This window comes from Variovorax sp. V93, from assembly GCF_041154485.1.
Taxonomy (GTDB): Bacteria; Pseudomonadota; Gammaproteobacteria; order Burkholderiales; family Burkholderiaceae_C; genus Variovorax; species Variovorax beijingensis_A.
Window position 1 is genome coordinate 1,103,109 of the sequence record NZ_AP028669.1, and the last position, 22,432, is coordinate 1,125,540.

The window sequence follows — 22,432 nt, forward strand, 5'->3', positions numbered from 1 at the left end:
ATGAAACTCAATCGCCGCACCCTCAACATCGCGCTCGCCGCCGCCTCGCTCGGCGGGCTCCTGCCTGCCACCGCGCTGGCGCAGAAGAAGATCGTGCTCGGCTTCAGCCAGGTGGGCGCCGAGAGCGAATGGCGCACCGCCAACACCGAGTCGATCAAGGCCTCGGCCAAGGAAGCGGGCATCGAGCTCAAGTTCTCCGACGCGCAGCAGAAGCAGGAAAACCAGATCAAGGCGATCCGTTCGTTCATCGCGCAGAAGGTGGACGTGATCGCCTTCTCGCCGGTGGTCGAGTCGGGCTGGGAAACCGTGCTGCGCGAAGCCAAGGCCGCGAAGATCCCGGTGGTGCTGACCGACCGATCGGTGAACACCAAGGACGACTCGCTCTACGTGACCTTCATGGGCTCCGACTTCGTCGAGGAAGGCCGCAAGGCGGGCCGCTGGCTGGTCGAGAAGATGAAGGACCAGAAGGGCGACGTGAACATCGTCGAGCTGCAGGGCACCGTGGGCTCGGCACCGGCCATCGACCGCAAGAAGGGCTTCGAGGAAATCATCAAGGCCGACCCCAAGTTCAAGATCCTGCGCTCGCAGACCGGCGACTTCACGCGCGCCAAGGGCAAGGAAGTGATGGAAGCCTTCCTGAAGGCCGAGGGCAAGAAGATCAACGTGCTCTACGCGCACAACGACGACATGGCCATCGGCGCCATCCAGGCCATCGAGGAAGCGGGCCTGAAGCCGGCCAAGGACATCACGATCATCTCGATCGATGCCGTCAAGGGTGCCTTCGAAGCCATGATCGCCGGCAAGCTCAACGTGTCGGTCGAATGCAGCCCGCTGCTCGGCCCCCAGCTGATGAGCGCCGTGAAGGACATCAAGGCCGGCAAGCCGCTGCCCAAGCGCATCGTGACCGAAGAGACGATCTTCCCGATGGAAGTCGCCGCCAAAGAGTTTCCCAATCGCAAGTACTGAGAGCCCACACCCATGAAACGCAACTTCCTCAAGGCCTCGCTCGCAGGCATCGCACTGGCCATCGCCGGCATCGCGCCGCTCGCGCACGCGCAGGACAAGGGCCCGATCGCCATCTCGATGCCGACCAAGTCGTCGGCGCGCTGGATCGCCGATGGCGCCAACATGGTCAAGTACTTCAAGGAGAAGGGCTACAAGACCGACCTGCAGTACGCCGACGACGACATTCCGAACCAGCTCGCGCAGATCGAGAACATGGTGACCAAGGGCTCCAAGGTGCTGGTCATCGCGGCCATCGACGGCACCACGCTGTCCGACGTGCTGCAGAAGGCGGCCGACAAGGGCGTGAAGGTCATTGCCTACGACCGGCTCATCAAAGGCTCGAAGAACGTCGACTACTACGCCACCTTCGACAACTTCCAGGTCGGCGTGCTGCAGGCGCAGTCGATCGAGGCGGCGCTCGGCCTGAAGAGCGGCAAGGGCCCGTTCAACATCGAGCTGTTCGGCGGTTCGCCCGACGACAACAACGCCTTCTTCTTCTACAACGGCGCGATGTCGGTGCTGGAGCCGTACATCAAGAGCGGCAAGCTGGTGGTGCGCAGCAAGCAGATGGGCATGGACAAGGTCGGCACGCTGCGCTGGGACGGCGCGGTGGCGCAGGCCCGCATGGACAACCTGCTGTCGGCCTACTACACCAAGGACCGCGTCGATGCGGTGCTGTCGCCGTACGACGGCCTGTCGATCGGCATTCTCTCGTCGCTCAAGGGCGTGGGCTACGGCTCGGCGTCGCAGCCGATGCCGGTGGTGTCGGGGCAGGACGCGGAGATCCCGTCGGTCAAGTCGATCCTGCGCAAGGAGCAGACCTCGACCGTGTTCAAGGACACGCGCGAGCTGGCCAAGGTCACGGTGGCCATGGTCGACGCCATGCTGTCGGGCAAGACGCCCGAGGTGAACGACACCAAGACCTACAACAACGGCATCAAGGTGGTGCCCTCGTACCTGCTCAAGCCCGTGAGCGTGGACGGCGGCAACTGGAAGCAGGTGCTGGTCGACAGCGGCTACTACAAGGAAAGCCAGGTCAAGTGAGCGTCGGAATGGCAGCAGCAGAAGCGGACGGCCGCAGCATCCTCGAGATGCGCGGCATCACCAAGACATTTCCGGGCGTGAAGGCGCTCAGCGATGTCAACCTGGCGGTGCGCGCGGGCGAGATCCATGCGGTGGTCGGCGAGAACGGCGCGGGCAAGTCGACGCTCATGAAGGTGCTGAGCGGCGTCTATCCGTGCGACTCGTACACCGGGGAGATCCACTTCGAGGGCGAGCTGCGCCGCTTCCGGAGCATTGCCGACAGCGAGAAGCTCGGCATCATCATCATCCACCAGGAGCTGGCGCTGGTGCCGCTCTTGTCCATTGCCGAGAACATCTTTCTCGGCAACGAGATTGCGCACGGCGGCGTGATCGACTGGTTCGCCGCCTATGCGAAGACGCACGAGCTGCTCGCCAAGGTGGGCCTGAAGGAGCCGCCCACCACGCTGGTGACCGACCTGGGCGTGGGCAAGCAGCAGCTGGTGGAGATTGCCAAGGCCCTGGCCAAGGAGGTCAAGCTGCTGATCCTCGACGAGCCCACCGCCAGCCTCAACGAGAACGACAGCGACGCGCTGCTGATGCTGCTGCTCGAGCTGAAGCGCCAGGGCATCGCATCGATCCTGATCTCGCACAAGCTCAACGAGATTGCCAAGGTGGCCGACTCCATCACCGTGCTGCGCGACGGCGCCACGGTGGAGACCATGGACTGCCGCGGCCAGCCGATCAGCGAGGACCGCATCATCCGCGGCATGGTGGGGCGCGACATGGCGCACCGCTATCCGCAGCGCAATCCGAAGATCGGCGAGACGGTGTTCGAGGTGCGCGACTGGCGCGTGCACCATGCGCTGCATGCCGACCGCGAACAGATCAAGGGCGTGGACCTGCATGTGCGCAAGGGCGAGATCGTCGGCATTGCGGGCCTCATGGGCGCGGGCCGCACCGAGCTGGCGATGAGCGTGTTCGGCAAGTCCTACGGCCAGCGCATCAGCGGCACGGTGCTGATGCACGGACAGCCGGTGGACGTGGGCACGGTGCGCAAGGCCATCGACCATGGCATTGCCTACGTCACCGAAGACCGCAAGGGCCTGGGGCTGGTGCTGGAGGAAAACATCCAGAAGAACGTGAGCCTCGCCAACCTGGAGGCGGTCTCGAGTTCGATGGTGATCGACGACGCGCGCGAATTCAAGGTGGCGAGCGACTACCGCCGTGCACTCAACATCCGCTCTTCGGGCGTGGAGCAGCTGGTGGTGAACCTGTCGGGCGGCAACCAGCAGAAGGTGGTGCTCAGCAAATGGCTCTTCACCCAACCCGAACTTTTGATTCTCGACGAACCCACGCGCGGCATCGACGTGGGCGCCAAGTACGAGATCTACACCATCATCGACCAGCTCGCGAGCGAGGGCAAAGGCATTCTCATGATTTCTTCCGAACTGCCGGAACTGCTTGGCATGTGCGACCGCATCTACGTGATGAACGAGGGCCGCTTCGTGGCCGAATTTCCGGCCGCCGAGGCTTCGCAGGAGCGCATCATGCATGCCATCGTGAGCGCGGGGAGTTCCGTCCATGTCGCAGCCTGACGCCAACGCGGTGAACGCCGCCGTCCCCCTGGCAGAGGCCGCCCCGAAGCTGCACGCCGGCTTCCTGAAGAACAATCTGCGCGAATACGGCATGCTGATCTCGCTGGTCGCGATCATGGTGCTGTTCCAGGTGCTGACCGACGGCACGCTGCTGCGGCCGCTGAACCTCACCAACCTGCTGCTGCAGAACAGCTACGTCGTCATCATGGCGCTGGGCATGCTGCTGGTGATCGTGGCGGGGCACATCGATCTGTCGGTGGGCTCGGTCTGCGGCTTCATCGGCGCGCTGGCGGCGGTGCTGATGGTGGAGTACGAGTGGCACTTCGTGCCCACGGCCATCATCAGCATTGCGGCCGGCGCGGTCATCGGCGCCGCGCAGGGCTGGTTCGTCGCGTTCCGCAAGATCCCGTCGTTCATCGTCACGCTCGCGGGCATGCTGGTGTTCAAGGGGCTCACGCTGGCGCTGCTGGCGGGGCAGTCGGTGGGGCCGTTCCCGGTCGAGTTCCAGCGGCTGAGCTCGGGCTTCATTCCCGATCCGCTGGGCGGCGACACACTGCGCACCACCTCGCTGGTGGTCGGCGCGCTGGCCGCTGCGGCGCTGGTGTTCTTCAAGCTGCGCGGGCGCGCCAAGCTCGCGGCGCACGGCATGGAAACGGAGCCCTATGTGTTCTTCCTCGTGAAGAACCTGTTCTTCGCGGCCATCATCCTGTTCTTCAGCTACCTGCTCTCGACCTACAAGGGCCTGCCCAACGTGCTGATCGTGATGGCGGTGCTGATCGTGGTGTACGACTTCGTCACCAACCGCACCACCATCGGCCGGCGCATCTATGCGCTCGGCGGCAACGAGAAGGCGGCGCGGCTGTCGGGCGTGAAGACGCAGCGGCTTGCCTTCCTGACCTTCGTCAACATGGGCGCGCTGGCCGCGCTCGCGGGCCTGGTGTTCGCGGCGCGGCTTAACACGGCCACGCCCAAGGCGGGCCTGGGCTTCGAGCTCGACGTGATCGCGGCCTGCTTCATCGGCGGCGCCTCGGCCTCGGGCGGCGTGGGCCGGGTGATGGGCGCGGTGATCGGTGCCTTCATCATGGGCGTGATGAACAACGGCATGTCGATCCTGGGCATCGGCATCGACTACCAGCAGGTCATCAAGGGCCTGGTGCTGCTGGCGGCCGTGTTCCTCGACGTCTACAACAAGAACAAGTAGGCGCATGAGCCAGAGCGGCATCAGCCCCGTGCTTGAACTGCGGGGCATCCACAAGCAGTTCGGCGGCATCCCGGTGCTGCGCGACGTGCAACTGCGGCTGTACCCCGGCGAAATCCATGCGCTGATGGGGCAGAACGGCGCGGGCAAGTCGACGCTCATCAAGGTGCTCACGGGGGTTCTTCCGTCGAGCGGCGGCGAGATGCACCTCGAGGGAAAGCCCATTCATCCCGCCTCGCCGCTGGAGGCGCAGAAGCTCGGCATCAGCACGGTCTACCAGGAGGTCAACCTGTGCCCGAACCTCTCGGTGGCCGAGAACGTGTTTGCGGGCCGTTATCCGCGCTGCGGCGCGGCGCAGGGTTTCCGCATCGACTGGGCGGCGGTGAACCGGCGCGCCGAAGAGCTGCTGGCGCGCATCGGCCTGGACATCGACGTGAGCCGGCTGCTGTCGAGCTATTCGGTCGCGGTGCAGCAGATGGTGGCCATTGCGCGCTCGCTGGGCGTGTCGTCGAAGGTGCTGATCCTCGACGAGCCGACCTCGAGCCTGGACGACGACGAGGTCGAGAAGCTGTTCGAGGTGCTGAGGCGCCTGCGCAGCGAAGGGCTCGCGATCGTCTTCGTGACGCACTTCTTCAACCAGATGTATGCGGTGTCGGACCGCATCACGGTGCTGCGCAACGGCAACTGGGTGGGCGAGTGGCGCGCCGCGGACCTCGGCCCGCAGGCATTGATTGCCGCGATGCTGGGGCGTGAGCTGGCAGCCCAGTCGGCCCGGCCCGCGGCGCTGCCGGCCTTCGATGAAGCCGCGCCCGCCTTGCTGCAGGCCGAGGGCCTGGGCCAATCGGGGCAGCTGCAGGCCACCGACCTGCGCGTGCGCGCGGGCGAGGTGGTCGGCATCGCGGGCCTGCTGGGCGCCGGCCGCACCGAGCTGGCGCGCCTGCTGTTCGGGCTCGAGGCGCCCGACCGCGGGGTGCTGAGCATCGATGGCCGTTCCGTCAGCTTCTCGAACCCCGCCGACGCCATCCGCGAAGGGCTCGCGCTGTGCCCCGAAGAGCGCAAGACCGATGGCATCGTGGCCGAGCTGTCGGTGCGCGAGAACATCGCACTTGCGCTGCAGGCGCGCCTCGGCGTGCGGCGCTTCCTGTCGCGTGCCGAGCAGACGGCGATCGCCGAGCGTTTCGTCGCGTCGCTGGGCATCAAGACCGCGAGCGTGGAAACCCCCATCGGCCTGCTCTCGGGCGGCAACCAGCAGAAAGCCATGATCGCGCGCTGGCTCGCGACCGAGCCGCGCCTGTTGATCCTCGACGAGCCCACGCGCGGCATCGACGTGGCGGCCAAGCAGGAAATCATGGAAGAGATCCTGCGGCTCGCGAAGGCGGGCATGGCGGTGATCTTCATCTCCTCGGAGATGAGCGAGGTGGTGCGCGTGGCGCATCGCATCGTGGTGCTGCGCGACCGAAAGAAGGTGGGCGAGCTGCCGGGCGGCTCGAGCGAGGACGAAGTCTACGAAATGATTGCGGCGGCATGAACCAGCGTGATGTCTTGTCTTTCTCCCTCCCCCGCTGGGGGAGGGCCGGGGTGGGGGCCAGCGGCCTTCACTGCCGCGCAGTGTTCGAGGCCGCGTGCCCCCATCCCAGCCTTCCCCCGGAAGGGGAAGGAGCAAGGCAGAAGACATGAAGCGCCTCTCGTCCCTGATGAGTCATCGCCTCGCCTGGCCCATCATCACATTGCTGCTGCTGCTCGCAGTCAACACCGCGTTCAATGCCAGCTTCCTGCACCTCGAATGGCGCGACGGCCATCTGTACGGCAGCCTGGTCGACATCCTGAACCGCGCGGCGCCGCTGGTGCTGGTGTCGCTGGGCATGACGCTGGTGATTGCCACGCGCGGCATCGATATTTCGGTGGGCGCAGTGGTGGCCATTGCGGCGGCCGTCGCGGCCTGGATGATCGGCGGATCGGTGGCGAGCGACGTGAGCCGCTTCCCGATGCCGCTTGCGATCCTCGCGGCGCTCGGCGTTGCGCTGCTCTGCGGCCTCTGGAACGGGATGCTGGTCGCCAAGGTCGGCATGCAGCCGATCATCGCCACCCTGATCCTCATGGTGGCCGGCCGCGGCGTCGCGCAGCTCATTGCCGACGGGCAGATCATCACCATCTACTACAAGCCCTTTTTCTTCCTCGGCAGCGGCTACCTGCTGGGCCTGCCGTTCTCGCTGTTCATCGTGGCGGCGGTGTTCGTGCTGCTCTACCTGGCCATCACGCGCACGGCGCTGGGGCTTTTCATCCAGGCGGTGGGCATCAACCCGACGGCCGCGCGCGTGGCGGGCGTGCAGGCGCGCAGGCTCATCGTGGGTGCCTATGCGTTCTGCGGCGTGTGCGCGGGCGTGGCGGGCCTGTTGATCAGCTCCAACGTCAAGAGCGCGGACGGCAACAACGCGGGCCAGCTGCTGGAGCTCGACGCGATCCTGGCCGTGACGCTGGGCGGAACCGCGCTCACTGGCGGGCGCTTCAGCCTCATGGGCAGCGTGATCGGCGCGCTGATCATCCAGACGCTGACCTATGCGATCTATTCGCTGGGGGTGCCGCCGGAGATCAACCTCGTGGTGAAGGCCGTGGTGGTGTTCGCGGTGATGCTGCTGCAGTCGCCGGAGTTCAGGGCGGAGGTGCGGACGCTGGTGCAGCGGCCGGTGCATGAGGGGATGCAGTCATGAGCGCGGTGATCGAGGCGGCACCCTCACCCCAGCCCTCTCCCGCGAGCGGGAGAGGGGGCAAGGCAGGGCTCAACCCGAAGTACCTGCCGCTCGCGGCGACCATTTCGCTGTTCGTGCTGGTGGCCACGCTCGGCTCGGTGTTCTACGACGGCTTCTTCTCGGCGCAGGTGTTCCTCAACCTGCTGATCGACAACGCCTTCCTGATCGTGGTGGCCGTAGGCATGACCTTCGTGATCCTCTCGGGCGGCATCGACCTGTCGGTGGGCTCGGTGATCGCGCTCACCACGATGGTGTCGGCCTCGCTGGTCGAGAAGCACGGCTGGAGCCCGGCGGTGGTGATCCCGCTGGTGCTGGCCATGGGCACGGCCTTCGGCGCGTTCATGGGCCTGCTCATCGAGCGCTTCCGGCTGCAGCCCTTCATCGTCACGCTCGCGGGCATGTTCCTGGCGCGCGGGCTGTGCTACCTGATCAGCATCGACTCCATCAGCATCACCAACGCCTTCTATGCCGAGGCCTCGCAGATCCGCATTCCGGTCTGGGGCGGGGCCTCGCTGTCGATCAGCGCGGTGATCGCCATCGGCGTGCTGCTGGCGGCGGTGTTCATTGCGCACTGCACGCCCTTCGGCCGCGCGGTGTACGCCATTGGCGGCAGCGAGCAGTCGGCCATGCTCATGGGCCTGCCGGTGCGCTCCACGCTCGTCGGCGTCTACACGCTGTCGGGCTTCTGCTCGGCGCTGGCGGGCGTGATCTTCACCTTCTACATGCTCTCGGGCTACGGCCTGCATGCGCTGGGGCTGGAACTCGATGCCATCGCGGCGGTGGTGATCGGCGGCACGCTGCTCACGGGCGGCGTGGGCTACGTGGCGGGCACGCTGTTCGGCGTGCTGATGCTCGGAATCATCCAGACGCTGATCTCCTTCGACGGCACGCTGAGCTCGTGGTGGACGCGCATCGTCGTCGGTGCGCTGCTGTTCGTGTTCTGCCTGTTGCAGCGCTTCTTCACCTCGCGTGCGCCGCGGCGCTGACGCGTTCTTTTTTTCTCTCGCTTTCAGGAAACTTCCGCATGCCGGACCCAACCCCCAAGAAGAAGCTGCGCTCGACCGAATGGTTCGGCTCGGCCGACAAGAACGGCTTCATGTACCGCAGCTGGATGAAGAACCAGGGCATACCGGACCACGAGTTCGACGGCCGGCCGATCATCGGCATTTGCAACACCTGGTCGGAGCTCACGCCCTGCAACGCGCACTTCCGCAAGATCGCCGAGCACGTGAAGCGCGGCATCTCGGAGGCGGGCGGCTTCCCGGTCGAGTTTCCGGTGTTCTCCAACGGCGAATCGAACCTGCGGCCCACCGCCATGCTCACGCGCAACCTCGCGAGCATGGACGTGGAGGAGGCCATCCGCGGCAACCCGGTCGATGCGGTGGTGCTGCTCACGGGCTGCGACAAGACCACGCCGGCATTGCTGATGGGCGCCGCGAGCTGCGACATCCCGGCCATCGTGGTCACGGGCGGACCGATGCTCAACGGCAAGCTCGAGGGCAAGGACATCGGCTCGGGCACGGCCGTGTGGCAGCTGCACGAATCGCTCAAGGCCGGCGAGATCAACCTGCACCAGTTCCTCTCGGCCGAAGGCGGCATGTCGCGTTCGGCCGGCACCTGCAACACCATGGGCACGGCCTCGACCATGGCCTGCATGGCCGAGGCGCTGGGCACCTCGCTGCCGCACAACGCGGCCATTCCGGCGGTCGACGCGCGGCGCTACGTGCTCGCGCAGATGTCGGGCATGCGCGCGGTCGAGATGGCGAAGGAGGGGCTCACGCTGTCGAAGATCCTCACGCGCGAGGCTTTCGAGAACGCCATTCGCGTCAACGCCGCCATCGGCGGATCGACCAATGCGGTGATCCACCTGAAGGCCATCGCGGGGCGCATCGGCGTCGACCTCGAGCTGGAAGACTGGACGCGCATCGGCAGCAACACGCCGACCATCGTCGACCTGCTGCCCTCGGGCCGCTTCCTGATGGAGGAGTTCTACTACGCGGGCGGCCTGCCCGCGGTGCTGCGGCGCCTGGGCGAGAGCGGCCTGCTGCCGCACCCCGGCGCGCTCACCGTCAATGGCCAGTCGATCTGGGACAACGTGCGCGAGGCGCCGAGCCTCAACGACGAGGTGATCCGCCCGCTCGACAAGCCGCTGATCGCCGACGGCGGCATCCGCATCCTGCGCGGCAACCTGTCGCCGCGCGGCGCGGTGCTCAAGCCTTCGGCGGCATCGCCCGAACTGCTCAAGCACCGCGGCCGCGCGGTGGTGTTCGAGAACCTGGAGCACTACAAGGAGCGCATCGTCGACGAGAGCCTCGAGGTCGATGCGAGCTCGGTGCTCGTGATGAAGAACTGCGGTCCCAAGGGCTACCCCGGCATGGCCGAGGTCGGCAACATGGGCCTGCCGCCCAAGCTGCTGCGGCAAGGCATCAAGGACATGGTGCGCATCTCGGATGCGCGCATGAGCGGCACGGCCTACGGCACGGTGGTGCTGCACGTCGCGCCCGAGGCGGCCGACGGCGGACCGCTCGCGGCGGTGCGCGACGGCGACTGGATCGAGCTCGACTGCGATGCGGGCCGCCTGCACCTCGACATCAGCGATGAAGAACTGGCCTCGCGCCTGGCTTCGCTGACCAGCGTCGATGCGCAGCCCATGAGCACGCGCGGCGGCGGCTACCAGAAGCTCTACGTCAACCACGTGCTGCAGGCCGATGAAGGCTGCGACTTCGATTTTCTGGTGGGCTGCAGAGGCTCCGCCGTTCCCCGCCATTCACACTGATCCATCATGACCCCCAGATACCGCGGCATCTTCCCGGTGGTGCCGACCACCTTCACCGAACAGGGCGCGCTCGACCTCGAGAGCCAGAAGCGCTGCGTCGACTTCATGATCGACGCGGGCTCCGACGGCCTGTGCATCCTTGCCAACTTCTCCGAGCAGTTCGTGCTCTCCGACGAGGAGCGCGAGGTGCTCACGCGCACGGTGCTCGAGCATGTGGCGGGCCGCGTGCCGGTGATCGTCACCACCACCCACTACAGCACCCGCGTCTGCGCCGAACGCAGCCGGCGCGCGCAGGACATGGGCGCCGCCATGCTGATGGTGATGCCGCCCTACCACGGCGCCACCTTCCGGGTGCCGGAGCCGCAGATCTTCGAGTTCTATGCCGGCCTCTCCGATGCGGTGAGCATTCCGATCATGATCCAGGACGCGCCGGCAAGCGGCACGCTGCTGTCGGCTCCGTTTCTCGCGCGCATGGCCAGGGAGATCGAGCACGTCGCGTATTTCAAGATCGAGACGGCCGGTGCCGCATCCAAGCTGCGCGAGCTGATCCGCCTTGGCGGCGATGCCATCGAAGGCCCGTGGGACGGCGAGGAGGCCATCACGCTGATGCCCGACCTCGATGCCGGCGCCACCGGCTCGATGACGGGCGGCGGCTATCCCGACGGCATCCGGCCGATCATCGAGGCGCACCGCGCGGGCGACCGCGACAAGGCCTTCGCGCTCTACCAGCAATGGCTGCCGCTCATCAACTACGAGAACCGCCAGGCGGGCCTGCTGGCCTGCAAGTCGCTCATGAAGGAGGGCGGCGTGATCGCTTGCGAGGCACCGCGCCATCCATTGCCGGCGATGCACCCCGAGACGCGTGCCGGCCTGATCGAGACGGCGAAGCGGCTGGATCCGCTGGTGCTGCGCTGGGGGAGATAGCCGGTTCGCCGTCCTCGACGAAGTAGGGCGCGAGGATCTCGGTCAGCCAGTTCATCACGGCGAGCACGCGCGGCGCGAGGTGGCGCCGGTTGACGTACACCAGCGACACCGGCATCGCGCGGGCGGTGAACGCCGGCATCACCTGCATGAGCGAGCCGGCCGCAAAGCACGGCAGGAGGCCGCCGATCGGCGCCTGGATCAGCCCGAGGCCCGCGACTGCCGCGGCGTTGTAGGCGTCGGTGCCGTTCACCGTGACGATGGAGCGCATCGGCTTCATCCGGTAGCGGCCCTGGGCCGCGTCGAAGTATTCCCAACCTGCGTCGTTCGGCGAGAGGGTCTGTGCGAAGTGCACGATGCGGTGCTGCGCGAGGTCGGCGAGCGTCTGCGGCGTGCCGTGCGTCTGCAGGTAGGCCGGGCTCGCGGCATTTGCCATCCGCATGAAACCGAGGGGCCTGGCGACGAGTTCGGAATCGCCCAGCACGCCCACGCGCAGCACGCAGTCGAAGCCCTCGTTCACGAGATCGACGCGGCGGTCGGTCGTGCTGATGCCGATCTCCAGCGCGGGATGCCGCGCGAGGAATTCGGGCAGCCGCGGAATGACGAGGTCGCGCGCCACGGTGGCCGGCAGGTCGATGCGCAGGCGCCCCGTGAGGCCGCCGATGTTCGAGCGGAACATGGTGGCCAGTTGCTCGCCTTCGGCGAGGTAGTCCTTGCAGCGGTCGAGGAAGCGCGCGCCGTCTTCCGTGAGCCGCACGCTGCGCGTCGTGCGCTGCAGGAGCCGCGTTCCCAGGCGTTCTTCGAGCTGTTGCACGGCCACCGAGACGCGCGCGCGGGTCAGGCCGAGCTGGTCCGCGGCCCGGCTGAAGCTCGCGAGTTCGGCCACCTTCGAGAAGATGCGCAGTTCGTCGATGATCATGGCGGCTGATTGTTTCTTTTTCGGATAACAGTGTGCGTAGTTTGGCGGAATTTATCTTTCTGCCGGTAATTTTTAAAGTCCATCCATCGATCTACCGATGAACCACCAAGGACTTTGAAATGACCGCTTCCAACACCTCTCATCCCTCCCGCATCGCACTTATCACCGGCGGCAGCCGGGGCCTCGGCCGCAGTGCCGCGCTGGCGCTCGCCGCCGATGGCGTCGACGTGATCCTGACCTATGTGTCGAACGAAGCCAGCGCGCAGGCGGTGGTGTCGGAGATCGAGGCGAAGGGGCGCCGTGCCGTCGCGCTCCGGCTCGACGTCGGCGACAGCACGGCCTTCGCGGCGTTCGCGGACTCGGTGAAGGCGACGCTGGCTGCCACCTGGCAGCGCGAGCGCTTCGACTTCCTGGTGAACAACGCCGGCGTGGGCCTGCATGCGAACTTCGAGGACACGACAGAAGCCCAGTTCGACATGCTCTTCAACGTGCACTTGAAGGGCCCGTACTTCCTCACGCAGAAACTGCTGCCGCTCATCAACGACGGCGGACGCATCGTCAATGTGTCGTCCGGGCTCACCCGGTTTTCCATGGCCGGTGCGTCTGCCTATGCCGCGATGAAGGGCGGCGTGGAAACGCTCACGCGCTACCTTGCGAAGGAACTCGGCGCGCGCGGCATTGCGGCCAACACGATTGCGCCGGGTGCGATCGAAACCGACTTCAGTGGAGGCATGGTGCGTGACAACCCGCAGGTGAACGCGATGGTGGCGGGTTTCACCGCGCTTGGGCGCGCAGGCCAGCCCGACGATATCGGCGGAGTGATCGCGGGCTTGCTGGGGGAGGGCAATCGCTGGGTGAATGCCCAGCGCATCGAAGCATCCGGAGGGATGCTGGTCTGAGCGTGCGGCGCACCCGGCAGGTTGGGGTTCAGCTCTTCTCGAGCTCGCTCACTTGCAGAGACAGGTCGAACAGCTTCGACTTGCTCGCGTAATAGCGGTCGAGCCGCCATTCCTTCAGGATGTCCATGGCGAGCTCGAAGCTCTTGTAGTCGAGGCTGTAGAGCCTGACCAGCTCGAAGCTGCGTTCGGATTCGAGCGCCAACACGAGCTGCGCCAGGATCTTGGCCGACTCGTTGGCCGGGTCCGTTTCTATGAATCGGCGAGCGACCTTGATGGCATTCATGGGATAGTGTTCCTCGGTAGGCAGAGACCGAGAACTATAGCTAGCACGCCCTCGTGCTTTATGACAGTCGTGTGACAAGCGAGGGTCATTGCCCTTGACGGGCGTGGTGCACGCGTCCGCCGCCGCCCGGTCCGGGCAGCGGGGACGCCGCCGGGCAGCGAGCTTCAGCGTGTCGGCGCCGGCATCGGGGCCGGCATGGGCATCGGCTCCATGGGCGCGATGGGTGCAATGGCCGGTGGCGGAACCCGCGAAGGCGCGGGCATCGGCGCCGGCATCGCAGCAGCGGGCGCCGGCATGACGACGGTGGTGACCGATTCGCGGATCACGCCGCCGCCCATCACGCTGCCATCCACATTGCCGCGGGTGTTGCCGCTGCCGCCCATCACGCGGGCCTCGCAGTCCGCGCGATCGGCCGGTGGCTGGAGTCCGCAGCGCGCGAGGGCATTGCGCTGGTAGTCGGGTGCGCTGGTCAAGCCGCCGCGCGCAGCTTCCTGACGCGCGGCGCCGGCCTCGCGGATGCAGGCCGCGCGGTCCTGCTGGTTGTGGCCGCAGACCGCGAGTTCCTGCTGGTAGGTGGAGTCGCCGCGGCGCGACTGGGCCGGGGCCGAGGTGGCGGCGGCCAGGCCGCCCACGGCAATCAGGGCGGCAATCATCGAACGGGTGGTGCTGTTCATGGGGTGCTCCTTGGAGTGACCTGAGACATGAAACTGTTGGACGGGGTGGGCCGCCTCGGGTTCCGCGCGGCCGATGTCCATCAGCGCGTGGGTGCGGCCGGCTGCGCCGGCAGCGGGGTCACTGTTTCGCGGATGACGCCGCCGCCCATCACGCTGCCTTCGGTGCTGGTGCGCGCGCCGCCCTGCAGGCGGGCCTCGCAGTCGGCGCGGTCGGCCGCGGGCTGTTCGCGGCAGCGCGCCATCGCGTTGGCGTCGTAGCGGCCGGGGCTGGCGCTCGTGAGGCCATTGCGCCCCGCTTCCTGGCGCGCAGCGGCAGCCTCGCGCAGGCACGCCGCGCGGTCCTGCTGCACGCCGTCGCAGGTGGCGCGCTCCTGCTGCGCGCGCGCGGCCGTGCCGGGCGCCTGCGCGAACGATGCGCCTGGCACCAGCAAACCGCTTGCTGCAAGAAGCGCGGCAGCACAAAGGGTGGAACGAACTGTTGTTGTCATCGGGTGCTCCTGGTTAGGGCGCGCCCTCCGAAAGCGCGACCGGACATGCAGTGTGGTCCGGTGCAGGCCGTGCGGGGTGTGGGACGGCACAGACAGCAGCCCCGGCCGGACTCGCCCCTGCGTGTGGGACGTGTCCGGCATGGGCCGGCGCGCGGCCGGTCCGGTGCGTGTCAGCCCGCCGCGATGCGCTGCGCGAGGTGCGCGAGCGCTTCCTCGACCTGGTCGACCAGGATCAGCGACAGGTCGCCGGGCTGCAGGCGCGCCAGTGCGGTGTCGATGGCGACGAATTCGCCGCGGATCTCGTCGATGTAGCGCGTGCGCGCCGCGCCCTGCAGGCCCTGGCGCAGCAGCGCCATCACCTCGCCATCGGCGCGGCCGCGCTGGGCCGCGTCCTGGTACAGGATCACGTCGTCGAAGGCCTGGCCGAGGATGGCGGTCTGGTCGCGGATGTCGGAATCGCGCCGGTCGCCCGCGCCGCTGATCACCACCGAGCGCTTGTTGGCCGGCATGGTGTCCACGGCCGAGACCAGTGCGCGCATGGCGTCGGTGTTGTGGCCGTAGTCGGCGATCACGGTGGCGCCGCGGTAGTCCATGACATTGAAGCGCCCCGGCACCCCGGCCGCGTCGTTCATGAAGCTCGCGAGGCCGCTGCGGATGGTGTCCCAGTCCAGGCCCACGGCCCATGCGGCGGCCACGGCCGCCATCACGTTGTCGACCTGGAAGCCGATGGTGCCGCCGCGCGTGATCGGCACGTCGCGCAGCGCGATGCGCTCGCGCCAGGAGCCCTCGGCGGCCACCAGCGTGTCCTGGTCCACATAGACGGTGCGCTTGCCCTGCGCGCGGTGCGTGGCCATCACCGGATGCTGGCGGTCGGCGGTGAAGAAGATCACGTGGCCCGGGCAGCCCGCGGCCATGGCGGCGACGTTGACGTCGGCCGCATTGAGCACTGCATAGCCGTCGGGCGCGACGTTGCGCACGATCACGCGCTTGAGCACCGCGAGGTCTTCGACGGTGGTGATGTAGTTCAGGCCCAGGTGGTCGCCGCTGCCGATGTTGGTGACCACGGCCACCTGGCAACGGTCGAAGCCGAGGCCCTCGCGCAGGATGCCGCCGCGCGCGACTTCGAACACGGCCGCATCCACGTCGGGGTGCATCAGCACGTTGCGCGCGCTCTTGGGTCCGCTGCAGTCGCCGCTGTCCGTCTGGCGGCCGTCGACGTACACGCCGTCGGTGTTGGTCATGCCGGTGCGCAGGCCGCTCGAGGCGAGCAGGTGGTTGATGAGGCGCGCCGTGGTGGTCTTGCCGTTGGTGCCGGTGACGGCCACCACCGGGATGCGGCCGTCGTCGCCGTGCGCGAAGAGGGTGTCCATGACGGCCTCGCCCACCGCGCGGCCGCGGCCGAACGAGGGCGAGATGTGCATGCGCAGGCCGGGCGCGGCATTGACCTCGACCACGCCGCCGTGCTGTTCCTCGAGCGGGCGCAGCACGTTCTCGCAGACCATGTCGACGCCGCAGATGTGCAGCCCGACCATCTGCGCCGCATCGACCGCGCGCGCGGCCACTTCGGGGTGCACGGTGTCGGTCACGTCGGTGGCGGTGCCGCCGGTGGACAGGTTGGCGTTGTTGCGCAGCACCACGCGCTGGCCGCGCGCGGGCACGCTGTCGGGCGTGAGGCCCTGGGCCTCGAGGCGGCCGATGGCAATGTCGTCCAGGCGGATCTTGGTGAGCGAGGTGGCATGGCCTTCGCCGCGGCGCGGGTCGAGGTTCACTGCCTCCACCAGCTGGCGCACGGAGGCGCTGCCGTCGCCGATCACGTGCGGCGGATCGCGCCGCGCGGCGGCCACGAGGCGGTCGCCCACCACCAGCAGGCGGAAGTCGAAGCCGGGCAGGAATTTCTCGACCATGACCTCGCCGTACACGGCGGCCGAGTCGTAGGCGGCCGTGAGCTGCTCCTCGGTCGTGATGTTGACCGTGACGCCCTTGCCCTGGTTGCCGTCCTGCGGCTTCACCACCACCGGCAGGCCGATGTCCATGGCCGCGGCCCAGCCGTCTTGCGCATCGGAAACCGGGCGGCCCAGCGGCACCGGCACGCCGGCGGCGTTGAGCAGCTGCTTGGTGAGTTCCTTGTCCTGCGCGATCGATTCGGCCACGCCGCTGGTGCTGTCGACCTCGGCCGCCTGGATGCGGCGCTGCTTGGAACCCCAGCCGAACTGCACCAGGCTGCCGCTGGTCAGCCGGCGGTAGGGAATGCCGCGCGCCACGGCGGCATCGACGATGGAGCCGGTGCTCGGGCCGAGGCGCTCGGACTCGTCGAGGTCGCGCAGCTCGGTGATGGCGGCGGCGGCGTCGAAGGCGGTGTCGGCCTGCGCGGCCGCGATCAGCTGTTCGGCCAGTTCGATCGCGCGGCGGCCCACGGCCTCTTCGCTGTACTGGAACACGACCTGGTAGACGCCGTCTTCCACGGTGGGCGAGGTGTGGCCGAAGTTGACTGCGCAGCCGGCCTGGGCCTGCAGCGCCACGGCGGCGTTCTCGAGCACATGCGCCAGTGCCAGCGGCTGGCCCAGCACCATGGGATGCAGCTCGCCGATGGTGGGAAACCGTGCGCGCAGGCGGGCTTCGAAGCCCGGCAGGCGGCTGATGGCGTTCTCGTCGCCTTCGCAGGCAACCACCGCTTCGATGGCGGTGTGGCGGCTCCAGAGGTTGGGGCCGCGCAGGGCGCGGATACGGGTGACTTTCATGGGCGGCGGTGCGCTTCAGGCGAGTTGCAGTTGGGGGGACGAGAGCGGCTGGGTCTGCGACAGCTGCAGCGAGGCCAGCGCCGCCTGCAGGTCGGCCTCGAAGGCCTCGACGCCAGCGCCGATGAGGTTCAGCGGAATGCCCAGCGCCCAGGCCGCGGCCACCGCGGCCAGCAGGCTTTCCAGGCTGACACCCACGTGCGTGGCGCGCCAGACGGTCAGCCGGCCGAGGCCGGGCAGGAAGGATTCGCTGCTGCCGTTGGCCAGCACCACGCGGTCCTGCCGCACCAGCACGGCCTTGCCGCCGGCGGCCTGGTGCGCGGCGAGCGCGGCAGCCTGCGGATCGGCCGCATAGAGGATGACGGCGCCGTCGCACAGCGGCGCCAGGCCCGCCACGCGCGGATCGCCCGCGTTCAGCACCGCGGTGCCTTCGCCCAGCACCACGTCGACCTGCGTGCGCAGCACCTTGACCATCTGGTCGCTCTCGGTGATGTCGTAGTCGGCCAGCGCCTCGGCGCCTTCGAGGTCGGTCACGATGCCGATCTCGCAGCGGTCGTAGGCCAGGCCGTCGCGCAGGATGGTCTCGGCGCCGTTCTCGATCACCACGGCTTCCACCGCGCGGTTCACCAGCAGGCGGCGGCCGGCCTCCCAGTTGGCGCTGTCGCGCGCATCGACGCGGCGGCGCTCCAGGAACAGGCCGTCGCGGCAGGCCAGGCCCGTGTGGCGCCCGCCCAGGTTGATGAGCCAGGCGACCAGGCGCGCGAGCACCGCGGTGTCGCGCGAGCCGGCCACGCCGATCACGGGGATGCGGCCCGGCGCATCGCCCGGGAACAGGTGGTCGCAGATCGCGCGCCCCACCGGGCGCGGCGAGCCCACGGCCGGCTTCAGGTGCATCAAGAGGCCGGGGCCGGCATTCACTTCGACGATGGCGCCGCGCTGCGGGCCGAGCGGCTTGCCGATGTCCTGCGCCACCAGGTCGATGCCCGCGATGTCGAGGCCCACCACGCGCGCAGCCAGCACGGCGGCATGCGCGACTTCAGGGTGGACCTGGTCGGTGCAGTCGTTGGCCATGTTGCCGTTGCGCTGGATCGTGACCACGCGGCCGGCGGCCGGCACCGAGGCGCCGTCGAGTTCCTGGCGCTTCAGTTCGAGCTGCAGCTTGGCGTCGGTGTCGAGCACGATCAGGTCGAGCGGGTATTCCTCTTCGGCGCCGCGGCGCGGATCGCTGTTGAGCTGTTTCTCGATCAGCTCGGCGACGGTGCTCTTGCCGTCACCGGTCACGGTGATGATCTCTCCGCGCGCGGCCGCCACCACTTCACCGCCCACCACCAGCAGGCGGTGTTCGTGGCCGCGGATGAAGCGCTCGACCATCACGTCGCTGCCTTCGGGCTCGGCCACCGCGAAGGCGGCCATGACTTCCTCGCGGGTCGTCAGCTCGAGCGAGACGCCGCGCCCGTGGTTGGCATCCGAAGGCTTCACGGCCACCGGCAGGCCGATGTCTTCGGCCGCTTCCCAGGCTTCCTCGGCGCTGGCCACCACCTGCCCCTCGGGCACCGGCACGCCGCAGCTCGCGAGCAGCGACTTGGTGAGCTCCTTGTCGCTGGCGATCGATTCGCCGATGGCGCTGGTGTAGTCGGTTTCGGCGGTCCAGATGCGCTGCTGGTTGGCGCCGTAGCCCAGCTGCACCAGGTTGCCGCTGTTGAGACGGATGTGCGGAATGCCGCGGTCGGTGGCGGCCGACACGATGGCCGCGGTGCTCGGGCCCAGGTAGCAGTCCTCGACCTTGGCCTTGACCGCATCGACCGCCTTCTGCACGTCGGCCGAAGTGAACGGGTCGTTGTTGATGGCCGCCATCAGCAGGCGGTGACCCTCGGCCAGCGCCACGCGGGCCACCTGCTCGTCGCGCGCGCGGAACACCATGCGGTAGACGCCGTGCTCCGAGGTGCTGCGGGTTTGCCCGAAGCCGGTCGGCATGCCGGCCAGGTTCAGGAGCTCGATCACCACGTGTTCGAGCACGTGGCCCGACCAGGTGCCTTCGGTCAGCCGCTGGATGAAGCCGCCGCGCTCGCCCACGCCGCAGTGGTGCTCGATGAGCGCCGGCAGCAGGGCCGTGAGCCGGTCGGTGAAGCCGTCGATCTTGTTGGAAGGGTAGTCCTCCAGCTGGCCCAGGTCGAGCCAGACTTCCAGCACGGGCCGGTAGGTCCAGAGGTTAGGACCGCGCAAATAGTTGATGCGCAGCAGGCGGATGTCGTCGAAACGGGTCATGCAAACGTTCGATGTGCTTTGGCCGAGCACCGCGGCGCCTTCAAGCGCGCCCATGGCAATCGGTCAGAATCGGCGCCCGACAAAGGACGCCATGGCGCGGTCCCTGAGGCCCGCGACGGGCAAGAGTCAAAGAAACACAATGCAACATCACGATCCAGTCGGCACCCGGGAGGGCGAAATCGAGACGGCCTCAGACGCGCTGAAAAGCCGGCTCGCAGCCGCGGAAAACGTTCTGGTCACACTGCCGGTTGACCTTGACGATGAACTTCTGTTTACCTTTGGGCTCGTGGCCCTCACCGACCGGCGGCTGCTGGCGCTGCAACCGGACGGCCAGTGGTGTGAGTGGACACTATCAGATTCATCGCTCCGCCTCCATCTGAGCGATCATTCGGGCGTAGGAACGCTCGACCTGGTGGGCGCCGAAGGCCGCCTCGCGCGCTGGCGCTACACGCTGGCCAGCCAGCCGGCCGCGCTGCGGCTGCTCAAGCTCTTCGGCCAGCGCGAGAACGGCACTGTCGCGGAGGCGACAGCCGAGCCCGATGGCGACGAGCTGGCCTCGCCCGACGCCGAGCTCCAGACGCCGCCGTCGACCTGGGTGCTGCTGCGGCTGGGCCGCTTCGCCAAGCCCTACCGCAAGCAGCTGATCGCCGGCTTCCTGCTGACGCTCGTCTCCACGGCCGCGACGCTGGTGCCGCCCTACCTGACCATCCCGCTGATGGACGACATCCTGATTCCGTTCCAGAACGGGCAGAAGATCGACCCGGCCCGCGTCGGGCTCTACCTGAGCGGCCTGCTGGGCGCGGCGCTGGTCGGCTGGGGCCTGGGCTGGGCGCGCACCTACCTGCTGGCGCTGGTGTCGGAGCGCATCGGCGCCGACCTGCGCACCACCACCTACGAGCATCTGCTGACCCTGCCGCTCGACTATTTCGGCGGCAAGCGCACCGGCGACCTGATGGCGCGCATCGGCTCGGAAACCGACCGCATCAACGTGTTCCTCTCGCTGCATGCGCTCGACTTTGCGAACGACGTGCTGATGATCGTGATGACCGCGGTCATCCTGGTCTCCATCAATCCGCTGCTGGCCGTGGTCACGCTGGTGCCGCTGCCCTTCATCGCCTGGATGATCCACGTGGTGCGCGACCGGCTGCGCACCGGCTTCGAGAAGATCGACCGCGTGTGGTCCGAGGTGACCAACGTGCTGGCCGACACCATCCCGGGCATCCGCGTGGTCAAGGCTTTTGCGCAGGAGCGCCGCGAAGCCGAGCGCTTCCGCGTGGCCAACGCCTACAACCTGCAGGTCAACGACAAGCTCAACCGCACCTGGTCGCTGTTCACGCCCACCGTCTCGCTGCTGACCGAGATCGGCCTGCTCGTGGTCTGGGGCTTCGGCATCTGGCAGGTGGCGCGCGGCAGCATCACGGTGGGCGTGCTCACGGCCTTCATTGCCTACATCGGCCGCTTCTACACGCGGCTCGACTCGATGAGCCGCATCGTCTCGGTCACGCAGAAGGCGGCGGCCGGCGCCAAGCGCATCTTCGACATCCTCGACCACGTGAGCAACGTGCCCGAGCCCGCCAACCCGGTGAAGATCGAGCGCGTGCAGGGCCGCATCGAGATGAGCGGGCTGGGCTTTCGCTACGGCTCGCGCGCCGTGATCCACGACCTCGACCTGACCATCGAGCCCGGCGAGATGATCGGCCTCGTGGGCCACAGCGGCTCGGGCAAGAGCACGCTGGTCAACCTGATCTGCCGCTTCTACGACGTGACCGACGGCGCCATCAAGGTCGACGGCACCGACATCCGCCGCTTCGCCGTGGCCGACTACCGGCGCCATGTCGGGCTGGTGCTGCAGGAGCCGTTTCTCTTTTTCGGCACCATTGCGCAGAACATCGCCTACGGCAAGCCCGACGCCACGCGCGCCGAAGTGGTGGCCGCCGCGCGGGCCGCGCATGCGCACGACTTCATCCTTCGCCTGCCGCACGGCTACGATTCGCTCGTGGGCGAGCGCGGCCAGGGGCTGTCAGGCGGCGAGCGCCAGCGCATCAGCATTGCGCGCGCGCTGCTCATCGATCCGCGCATCCTGATCCTCGACGAGGCCACTTCGGCGGTGGATACCGAGACCGAGAAGGAAATCCAGAAGGCGCTCGACAACCTCGTGCAGGGCCGCACCACCATTGCCATCGCGCACCGCCTGTCGACGCTGCGCAAGGCCGACCGGCTGGTGGTCATGGACCGCGGCGAGGTGGTCGAGGTCGGTCCGCACGACGACCTGATGGCCAGGCAGGGCGCCTACTGGCGGCTCTACCAGGCGCAGCTGCGCCAGGCCGACGAGGAGGCGAGCGAAGGCGCCGTCGACGAACGCGCCGGCGCACAGCTGCCGCTGGCCATCAGCCACGCGGCCCACCCGGCCGGAGAAGCATGATGAGCGACACCATTCCCACTTTCGATCTCGAGCGCGATGCCTTCGGCCGCCTGGTGCTGACCGATGCCGAGGGCGAGCGCCACGAGGGCGTGACGCCCGTGCGCGCCTTTCCGCTCAGCGCGCCCGGCGAGGGCGTGTCGCTGGTCGGCAGCGATGGGCGCGAACTGGTCTGGATCGACCGCCTCGAAGCGCTGCCTCCACAGATCAGCGCGCTGCTCGAACAGGAACTCGCGGTGCGCGACTTCGCGCCCACGCTGCTGAAACTGCACCGCGTGTCGAGCTTCGGCGTGCCCAGCACCTGGACCGTGAGCACCGACCGCGGCGACACCAGCTTCGTGCTCAAGGCCGAGGAAGACATCCGCCGCCTCGAAGGCGGCGCACTGCTGATCGCCAGCGCGCACGGCGTCCAGTTCCGCATTCCCGACGTCAAGGCGCTCGACCGTGCCTCGCGCAAACTGCTGGAGCGCTTTCTCTAGACCGCC

General features: G+C 68.0%; 17 protein-coding genes and 1 pseudogene. 12 read left to right on the plus strand and 6 right to left on the minus strand.

Translation table 11 applies throughout. The features are described 5' to 3' along the window. The 9 genes from ACAM54_RS04970 to ACAM54_RS05010 all read left to right on the plus strand — a co-directional run bounded on the left by ACAM54_RS04970 (window position 1) and on the right by ACAM54_RS05010 (window position 11,268). Window positions 1-966 carry an ABC transporter substrate-binding protein gene (locus tag ACAM54_RS04970; RefSeq protein WP_145740839.1) on the plus strand — a complete coding sequence of 322 codons (966 nt, stop codon included), beginning with the start codon at window positions 1-3 and terminating at the stop codon, window positions 964-966. A 12-nt stretch (window positions 967-978) separates the two neighbouring features. Beyond that, complete coding sequence (chvE, locus tag ACAM54_RS04975) at window positions 979-2,049, plus strand: multiple monosaccharide ABC transporter substrate-binding protein (protein ID WP_145740841.1); 1,071 nt, start codon at window positions 979-981, stop codon at window positions 2,047-2,049. An 8-nt stretch (window positions 2,050-2,057) separates the two neighbouring features. Then, window positions 2,058-3,623 carry a multiple monosaccharide ABC transporter ATP-binding protein gene (gene mmsA, locus ACAM54_RS04980; protein ID WP_369650022.1) on the plus strand — a complete coding sequence of 522 codons (1,566 nt, stop codon included), beginning with the start codon at window positions 2,058-2,060 and terminating at the stop codon, window positions 3,621-3,623. Next, on the plus strand, window positions 3,610-4,824 hold the full coding sequence (mmsB, locus tag ACAM54_RS04985) for a multiple monosaccharide ABC transporter permease (protein WP_369650023.1): 1,215 nt from the start codon (window positions 3,610-3,612) through the stop codon (window positions 4,822-4,824). The genes mmsA and mmsB overlap by 14 nt, the downstream gene beginning before the upstream one ends. A gap of 4 nt (window positions 4,825-4,828) precedes the next feature. After that, entirely contained in the window at window positions 4,829-6,349 is a 1,521-nt protein-coding gene (locus tag ACAM54_RS04990) for a sugar ABC transporter ATP-binding protein (RefSeq protein WP_307698313.1), read from the plus strand. 145 nt (window positions 6,350-6,494) lie between these two features. After that, the gene (locus ACAM54_RS04995; protein WP_369650024.1) at window positions 6,495-7,529 is read left to right on the plus strand and encodes an ABC transporter permease; all 1,035 of its coding nucleotides are present in this window, start codon (window positions 6,495-6,497) and stop codon (window positions 7,527-7,529) included. Further along, complete coding sequence (gene yjfF, locus ACAM54_RS05000; protein ID WP_369650025.1) at window positions 7,526-8,554, plus strand: galactofuranose ABC transporter, permease protein YjfF; 1,029 nt, start codon at window positions 7,526-7,528, stop codon at window positions 8,552-8,554. The genes ACAM54_RS04995 and yjfF overlap by 4 nt, the downstream gene beginning before the upstream one ends. Before the next feature lie 38 nt (window positions 8,555-8,592). Then, window positions 8,593-10,344, plus strand: a complete 1,752-nt coding sequence (locus tag ACAM54_RS05005; RefSeq protein WP_369650026.1) for an IlvD/Edd family dehydratase — start codon at window positions 8,593-8,595, stop codon at window positions 10,342-10,344. A 6-nt stretch (window positions 10,345-10,350) separates the two neighbouring features. After that, the gene (locus tag ACAM54_RS05010) at window positions 10,351-11,268 is read left to right on the plus strand and encodes a dihydrodipicolinate synthase family protein (RefSeq protein WP_192323088.1); all 918 of its coding nucleotides are present in this window, start codon (window positions 10,351-10,353) and stop codon (window positions 11,266-11,268) included. 94 nt (window positions 11,269-11,362) lie between these two features. On the opposite strand, the pseudogene ACAM54_RS05015 reads toward ACAM54_RS05010, so the two are convergent. Then, a pseudogene (locus ACAM54_RS05015) lies at window positions 11,363-12,184 on the minus strand (LysR family transcriptional regulator); the annotation flags it as partial. Window positions 12,185-12,303: 119 nt separating this feature from the next. On the opposite strand from ACAM54_RS05015, the gene ACAM54_RS05020 reads away from it, so the two are divergent. Further along, entirely contained in the window at window positions 12,304-13,083 is a 780-nt protein-coding gene (locus tag ACAM54_RS05020; RefSeq protein ID WP_145740858.1) for an SDR family NAD(P)-dependent oxidoreductase, read from the plus strand. Window positions 13,084-13,111: 28 nt separating this feature from the next. On the opposite strand, the gene ACAM54_RS05025 is transcribed toward ACAM54_RS05020, so the two are convergent. From ACAM54_RS05025 to cphA (ACAM54_RS05045), 5 genes are all read right to left on the minus strand, one after another. Continuing rightward, window positions 13,112-13,366, minus strand: a complete 255-nt coding sequence (locus tag ACAM54_RS05025) for a hypothetical protein (protein WP_145740860.1) — start codon at window positions 13,364-13,366, stop codon at window positions 13,112-13,114. Window positions 13,367-13,530: 164 nt separating this feature from the next. Continuing rightward, window positions 13,531-14,040, minus strand: a complete 510-nt coding sequence (locus tag ACAM54_RS05030; protein ID WP_145740862.1) for a hypothetical protein — start codon at window positions 14,038-14,040, stop codon at window positions 13,531-13,533. 80 nt (window positions 14,041-14,120) lie between these two features. Continuing rightward, a complete protein-coding gene (locus ACAM54_RS05035; RefSeq protein WP_145740864.1) occupies window positions 14,121-14,528 on the minus strand; it encodes a hypothetical protein in 408 nt (135 codons plus the stop codon). A 170-nt stretch (window positions 14,529-14,698) separates the two neighbouring features. Then, the gene (cphA, locus tag ACAM54_RS05040; protein WP_192323085.1) at window positions 14,699-17,266 is read right to left on the minus strand and encodes a cyanophycin synthetase; all 2,568 of its coding nucleotides are present in this window, start codon (window positions 17,264-17,266) and stop codon (window positions 14,699-14,701) included. A 15-nt stretch (window positions 17,267-17,281) separates the two neighbouring features. Beyond that, a complete protein-coding gene (gene cphA / locus ACAM54_RS05045) occupies window positions 17,282-19,528 on the minus strand; it encodes a cyanophycin synthetase (RefSeq protein WP_369650027.1) in 2,247 nt (748 codons plus the stop codon). Window positions 19,529-19,667: 139 nt separating this feature from the next. Here cphA (ACAM54_RS05045) and ACAM54_RS05050 point away from each other — a divergent pair, with 139 nt between their 5' ends. Further along, entirely contained in the window at window positions 19,668-21,950 is a 2,283-nt protein-coding gene (locus ACAM54_RS05050; protein ID WP_192323083.1) for an ABC transporter ATP-binding protein, read from the plus strand. After that, entirely contained in the window at window positions 21,950-22,426 is a 477-nt protein-coding gene (locus ACAM54_RS05055) for a DUF1854 domain-containing protein (protein WP_145740871.1), read from the plus strand. Before ACAM54_RS05050 ends, ACAM54_RS05055 begins: the two co-directional genes overlap by 1 nt. Window positions 22,427-22,432: the final 6 nt, after the last annotated feature.

Coding starts and splice junctions, on each gene's coding strand:
- ACAM54_RS04970 (WP_145740839.1), top strand. CDS start 1: ATGAAACTCAATCGCCGCACCCTCAACATCGCGCTCGCCGCCGCCTCG.
- chvE (WP_145740841.1), top strand. CDS start 979: ATGAAACGCAACTTCCTCAAGGCCTCGCTCGCAGGCATCGCACTGGCC.
- mmsA (WP_369650022.1), top strand. CDS start 2,058: ATGGCAGCAGCAGAAGCGGACGGCCGCAGCATCCTCGAGATGCGCGGC.
- mmsB (WP_369650023.1), top strand. CDS start 3,610: ATGTCGCAGCCTGACGCCAACGCGGTGAACGCCGCCGTCCCCCTGGCA.
- ACAM54_RS04990 (WP_307698313.1), top strand. CDS start 4,829: ATGAGCCAGAGCGGCATCAGCCCCGTGCTTGAACTGCGGGGCATCCAC.
- ACAM54_RS04995 (WP_369650024.1), top strand. CDS start 6,495: ATGAAGCGCCTCTCGTCCCTGATGAGTCATCGCCTCGCCTGGCCCATC.
- yjfF (WP_369650025.1), top strand. CDS start 7,526: ATGAGCGCGGTGATCGAGGCGGCACCCTCACCCCAGCCCTCTCCCGCG.
- ACAM54_RS05005 (WP_369650026.1), top strand. CDS start 8,593: ATGCCGGACCCAACCCCCAAGAAGAAGCTGCGCTCGACCGAATGGTTC.
- ACAM54_RS05010 (WP_192323088.1), top strand. CDS start 10,351: ATGACCCCCAGATACCGCGGCATCTTCCCGGTGGTGCCGACCACCTTC.
- ACAM54_RS05020 (WP_145740858.1), top strand. CDS start 12,304: ATGACCGCTTCCAACACCTCTCATCCCTCCCGCATCGCACTTATCACC.
- ACAM54_RS05025 (WP_145740860.1), bottom strand. CDS start 13,366: ATGAATGCCATCAAGGTCGCTCGCCGATTCATAGAAACGGACCCGGCC.
- ACAM54_RS05030 (WP_145740862.1), bottom strand. CDS start 14,040: ATGAACAGCACCACCCGTTCGATGATTGCCGCCCTGATTGCCGTGGGC.
- ACAM54_RS05035 (WP_145740864.1), bottom strand. CDS start 14,528: ATGACAACAACAGTTCGTTCCACCCTTTGTGCTGCCGCGCTTCTTGCA.
- cphA (WP_192323085.1), bottom strand. CDS start 17,266: ATGAAAGTCACCCGTATCCGCGCCCTGCGCGGCCCCAACCTCTGGAGC.
- cphA (WP_369650027.1), bottom strand. CDS start 19,528: ATGACCCGTTTCGACGACATCCGCCTGCTGCGCATCAACTATTTGCGC.
- ACAM54_RS05050 (WP_192323083.1), top strand. CDS start 19,668: ATGCAACATCACGATCCAGTCGGCACCCGGGAGGGCGAAATCGAGACG.
- ACAM54_RS05055 (WP_145740871.1), top strand. CDS start 21,950: ATGAGCGACACCATTCCCACTTTCGATCTCGAGCGCGATGCCTTCGGC.